Genomic DNA, 2,399 nt, shown 5'->3' on the forward strand with positions numbered 1-2,399 from the left:
GTCCAAAAGATCCGGTAGCTGAACAGTACCGTACGATTCGTACAAATATTCAGTTCTCAAACGTTGATCAAGATATTAAGACGATAGTTATCACATCAAGCGGTGCTGAAGAAGGGAAGTCTACAACGACTTCTAATCTAGCAACGGTTTACGCACAGCAAGGTTTAAAGGTACTACTAATTGATGCTGATTTACGTAAACCAACGGGTCATTACACGTTCCGATTAGAAAACCATATTGGCCTGACGAATGTGCTAACTCGTCAATCTACGTTAGCGCAAGCGGTTCAAGAATCAGAAATTCCCCATCTTTCTGTTCTAACAAGCGGTCCCATTCCGCCAAATCCATCTGAACTGTTAGCATCTGCTCAGATGGCTGAGTTGTTAAAAGAAATGAAAGAACAGTTCGATATGGTTATTTTTGATACGCCTCCGATTTTAGCGGTGGCCGATGCGCAGATTTTAGCGAATCAAGTAGACGGCACGATTTTAGTTGTAAGAAGCGGTAAAACAGAGAAAGACGCTGCGTTAAAATCGAAAGAGCTGTTAAGTAATGCGCAAGGTAAGCTTCTTGGAGTTGTATTAAATAACCGCAAAGTAGAAGAAGGAAACTACTATTATTATTATGGCAGCAATTAATCAAAGCCTTCTCGCTAGCATGTGCTAGCGAGGAGGCTTTTTGGCATGTTTTTTTTAAAAAAGACGTATAAGAAATTATGACTATTGTTATAAAAAGTTTAAAATGTGAGATTTTTCATGGATGAGATACTTATAAGATGTTAGTAAAAATTTGCTGCTTACTAATGTATGTATAAGCTAGCTAAAAAGTAGATTTTTCTCGATGAACAGCACATTTTAGGGCTTGTTTAGTAGTTCGAATGAAACGAATAGATGTATTCAGACTATTCTTAAATATTTACAGGGCGTTGGTTTGCAGATGTTTCGACAAAAAAAGACATAGAAATACATGTTATAATATGCTAACATAAGTATTGCTTTTATTAGGTCTTAAGAAGGATAGGGGTGAGAGTAGATGATTGACTTACATTGTCACATTTTGCCTGAAGTGGATGATGGTTCTGCAAGTAACGAGATGAGTATTGAAATGGCGAAGCGAGCCGTATCAGAAGGCATCACGGCAATTGTTGCTACGCCTCATCATCAGAATGGCAGATATCTCAATGAAAAAGAAGCTATTTTACAGAGTGTTGAACAGTTAAATAGTTTATTAGTTCGTGAAGGAGTGCCATTAACCATTTTACCTGGTCAAGAAAACCGTATTTACGGTGAAATCTTAGACGACTATCATCAAGACAAAATACTCACTTTAAACAATACGGGAAAATACTTGTTTGTTGAATTTCCTTCGAGTCAAGTCCCTCGATATGCGGAGCGGCTGCTGTTTGATATTCAATCACAGGGAATCGTCCCTATTATTGTCCATCCAGAACGAAACAGTCGATTGTTAGAAGATCCTGATCTTCTCTATAATTTTATTAATAAAGGAGCATTCGCTCAAGTTACAGCTTCTAGCTTGGTTGGACACTTTGGAAAGAAAATAAAAAAATTTTCTCACCAGTTAATAGACGCCAACCTCGTACACTTTGTTTCATCAGACGCTCATAACCTTCAACATCGTTCTTTTCATATGCAAGCGGCGATTGATGTGATTGAAAGTGAGCATGGAAGAGACTATTATTATATGTTTCTAGAAAACGCTCAGTGCGTTGTAGATGGAACAAGATGCTACAAAGAATCTCCAGAAAAAATTATTCGGAAAAAGTTTCTAGGTATTTTTTGATGTATAGAGGGTAGAAGCTATTGAGCAGTATAGAAACTATGAAAGAATTTGATCATTTACCTAAGAGTGTAAAAAAGGCTGTGCGGTACATTTACCAAGATGCATCTTACGATCAGTTGCTGATTTTAAAAAAACATTTAGCACATGCCATTCAGCAGAAAGAACAAGAACTTTATAAAAAAAGAGACTAGTATTTTCTATTAAAAATACTAGTGCTTTTATACATAATTTAATGAAACTAGGTGACTACATTGCAACAGCGTATTAAAGTAATGACAATTTTTGGAACACGTCCAGAAGCCATTAAAATGGCTCCCCTTGTATTAGAATTAAATAAACGTTCAGAAGAATTTGAATCTATCGTGACAGTAACAGCTCAGCACCGTGAAATGCTAGACCAAGTGCTGCGTGTGTTTGATATTACACCGGATCACGACTTGAACATTATGAAAGACCGTCAAACGCTTATGGATGTAACAACACGCGGACTTCAAGGACTAGATCAAGTCATGAAAGAAGTTCAACCTGACATCGTACTTGTTCACGGCGATACAACAACAACCTTCATCGCAGGTCTTGCGGCTTTTTATAATCAAATA

4 protein-coding genes are annotated in these 2,399 nt (G+C 37.1%); all 4 read left to right on the plus strand.

Annotated elements, in window-relative coordinates; genetic code table 11:
* Positions 1–638, plus strand: a 638-nt coding sequence (locus tag RB298_RS00285) for a CpsD/CapB family tyrosine-protein kinase (protein ID WP_486045174.1), incomplete at its 5' end; no start/stop codon positions are given.
* Between the two features lie 394 nt (positions 639–1,032).
* Entirely contained in the window at positions 1,033–1,800 is a 768-nt protein-coding gene (locus tag RB298_RS00290) for a tyrosine-protein phosphatase (protein ID WP_486045176.1), read from the plus strand.
* Positions 1,801–1,820: 20 nt separating this feature from the next.
* Positions 1,821–1,991, plus strand: a complete 171-nt coding sequence (locus RB298_RS00295) for a hypothetical protein (RefSeq protein ID WP_156602958.1) — start codon at positions 1,821–1,823, stop codon at positions 1,989–1,991.
* A 60-nt stretch (positions 1,992–2,051) separates the two neighbouring features.
* Positions 2,052–2,399: UDP-N-acetylglucosamine 2-epimerase (locus RB298_RS00300; RefSeq protein ID WP_486045178.1), on the plus strand; the 348-nt coding region annotated here is incomplete at its 3' end.

Source organism: Priestia sp. BR_2, from assembly GCF_041954005.1.
In the GTDB taxonomy this organism is placed as follows: Bacteria; Bacillota; Bacilli; order Paenibacillales; family Paenibacillaceae; genus Paenibacillus_AQ; species Paenibacillus_AQ lautus_A.